Below are 2,840 nucleotides of genomic sequence, written 5' to 3' on the forward strand. Positions count from 1 at the left end.
GGCTTTTCGACGGGCGCCGCAACCGGGGCAGCGACGACCTTGCGCGCACGGTTCGCCGGCGCCGCGGCAACTTTCACATCTTCAACCGGAGCGGCGGCTTTCGCGCGCGCGGGGCGGCCCACGGGTGCGGAGGTCTTTGCCGGCGCCGCCACTTTCTTCGCGCGGCTGGTGGTCGTTGTAACTTTCTTTGCCATGATCACATAGTCCTATCGTTCAGGTGAATCGCTGAAGGCGGTAACCGGTTCACACACGGGCCTGGGTCTCGACCGTCATCCGGACAAAACCGGCGCCCGAGAAACCGGCGAATCGGATTCGGCAGTCCCCATGCGCCTTCTCTTACGCGATGTGAAGATCATTTCCGCCGCAAATGCAATAAAAACGAAATACGTCACGTAATTTTACTGTTTCGACCCGCCGTTTTCGCTACCCGCGAAGAGAACAAAAGAGGATCAAGCACTATAAGCGACGACATATCGGAAAGAACGTATTCGATATTTTCCTTTTCCTATCGCCAACCTTGCCGATACCCTTCACCGGCGCTCATGCCGTTAGCCGCCGGTTTACCATTTTTCTTGCGCGCGACGGCCAATTCCGGCAAAGCGCCCGCATCCCCCTTCCGTGACCGCAGGCCCGACCGGCTGCTGCCATCCGCATGGAGTGTAAAGCATGAAGATCGACGGCGTTCCCTATCGCAGCGTATGGGTCGACGAAACCGACCGCTCCACCGTCAGAATTTTCGACCAGACCCGAATCCCGGCCACGCTCGACATTCTCGAACTGCGCACCCGCGACCAGGTTGCGGACGCGATCGTGACGATGCAGGTGCGCGGCGCTCCGCTGATTGGCGCTGTTGCAGCCTATGGACTTGCGCTGTCGCTGCGCGTCGATGCCTCTGACGACGCTATGGAGCGCGACGCCGCGTTCCTGGCGGCAACGCGACCGACCGCGATCAATCTGCGCTGGGCGATCGCACGCATGCTGGAGCATCTGCGTCCTCTCGATCCCTCCTTGCGTGTTCAGGCAGCGTATGAAGAAGCCGGCCGCATCTGCGACGAGGACGTCGCTCAGAACGAAGCCATCGGCCGGCATGGCCTTGGGCTGATCACACAAATTGCCGGTGCCAAGACCGGGGATCGTAAAACGGTCAATATCCTGACGCATTGCAACGCGGGCTGGATCGCCACGGTCGACTGGGGCACGGCCCTTGCCCCGATCTATATGGCGCACGATGCCGGCATCGATGTTCATGTCTGGGTCGATGAAACCCGTCCGCGCAACCAGGGCGCGGCGTTGACCGCATGGGAACTGGGCCGGCACGGGGTACGCCACACCGTCGTGGTCGACAATGCGGGCGGCCACCTGATGCAGCATGGCATGGTTGATCTCGTGATCGTGGGTACCGATCGGGTGACGCGTCAGGGCGATGTCGCCAACAAGATCGGCACCTACCTCAAGGCCCTCGCGGCCGCCGATAACAACGTTCCGTTCTGGGTGGCTCTCCCGTCCACCACGATCGACTGGACCGTGCGCGACGGCGTCGCCGAAATTCCTATCGAGGAACGGTCGGAAGCCGAAGTCACCATGGTTCATGGCGTCGACGCGCACGGTAACCCGGCAAGCGTCCGCGTCACCCCGGCAGGCAGCGCAGCGGCGAACCCGGCGTTCGACGTCACGCCCGCGCGTCTGGTGACGGGCCTGCTGACCGAGCGGGGGACCTGCGACGCGACCGAGGCCGGGTTGCTATCCCTGTTCCCCGAACACGCCTGAGACGGCGCCACACCTCGCAGGGACGGCATACGACGCGGGGCGGTCCCGATCTCCCCCCTTTGCGACGGCCTGACAACGCATTATGGCTGAGGGGAACGCGCCGCCGCTGCCGTGGCGCAGCTTTTCGGATCAGACATGCGATGACGCCACGGCTTGTGTTTCCTTCCCTCGCGCTGCTCGCCCTCGGGGCGTGTGCCGCCCCGGCGCCTCAGCCGCATCCGGTTCCGACACCCGTCGCCCAGTATCGGCAGGGTCAGGGCCCGCTGATGGCCGACGACCACGTTCCCGACTTCGCCACGCGCAACTTCGTGCCGTTCAACCGTCAGGACGTGGTGGCCATCGCCGTGCGGGAATGGCGGATGTTCGGCCAACCGATCGCCGACGATGATCCCGTTGACCGGCCCGAGCCCTCGGTGGCGTCGATCAAGCCCGAACGCGCGCCCGGTCTGTGGCAGCGCATCGGCGAATACTGGTGGATCGGCCAGGACCCGCAGGAGACCGAAATCGCGTGGAGCGGCAAACGCGACGAAAACGGCACCAGCTTCGCCTTCGAACACGACGCGCGTTTCGCATGGTCGGCGGCGTTCATTTCCTATGTGATGCGCGTGGCCGGTGCCAACGACCGCTTCCCCTACTCGCCCAATCACTCGACCTACATCAACGCGGCCGCCAGCGGGCAATCGAGCGGCCTGCGGGCGCATGATCCGGTCGAGTACGCGCCCAAGGCCGGCGACCTGATCTGCGTCGGTCGCGGCGCATCGAAATCCGTGCGCTTTGCGTCACTGCCCACGCGCTACGGTTTTCCCGCCCATTGCGGCATCGTGGTGGTGACGAACCAGTCCGGCGCGCCGTTCGGCCACCAGATCGGGATTATCGGCGGCAATGTGGATGACAGCGTCACGCTGACCCATGTCCCGGTGGATGCGAATGGCCGTCTGGCCAGCCCGGACGGTACGTCCTACGACCCTCGCTATCCGTGGTGCGCGGTCCTCGAAGTGCTGTACGATGCGGACGAGGAGCCGGACGCCGGCGGCTGACACGTCCGGCGGCCGGGGCCGCCTCCCGCCGCAGCC

General features: G+C 64.6%; 3 protein-coding genes. 2 read left to right on the forward strand and 1 reads right to left on the reverse strand.

Annotated elements, in window-relative coordinates; translation table 11 throughout:
- On the reverse strand, nt 1–194 hold a 194-nt coding region (locus HUK82_RS17235; protein ID WP_394367514.1), incomplete at its 3' end, for a hypothetical protein.
- Nucleotides 195–666: 472 nt separating this feature from the next.
- On the opposite strand from HUK82_RS17235, the gene mtnA reads away from it, so the two are divergent.
- Nucleotides 667–1,767, forward strand: coding sequence for an S-methyl-5-thioribose-1-phosphate isomerase (gene mtnA, locus HUK82_RS15625; protein WP_176614821.1), 1,101 nt, complete (start codon nt 667–669; stop codon nt 1,765–1,767).
- A gap of 140 nt (nt 1,768–1,907) precedes the next feature.
- A complete protein-coding gene (locus tag HUK82_RS15630; protein WP_176614822.1) occupies nt 1,908–2,804 on the forward strand; it encodes a DUF2272 domain-containing protein in 897 nt (298 codons plus the stop codon).
- Nucleotides 2,805–2,840 lie beyond the last annotated feature (36 nt).

The sequence above is a fragment of the Ameyamaea chiangmaiensis genome (assembly GCF_013376175.1).
Lineage (GTDB): Bacteria > Pseudomonadota > Alphaproteobacteria > Acetobacterales > Acetobacteraceae > Ameyamaea > Ameyamaea chiangmaiensis.

Excerpts from the sequence above, each read along its gene's own strand:
- mtnA (WP_176614821.1), top strand. The coding sequence starts at position 667 with ATGAAGATCGACGGCGTTCCCTATCGCAGCGTATGGGTCGACGAAACC.
- HUK82_RS15630 (WP_176614822.1), top strand. The coding sequence starts at position 1,908 with ATGACGCCACGGCTTGTGTTTCCTTCCCTCGCGCTGCTCGCCCTCGGG.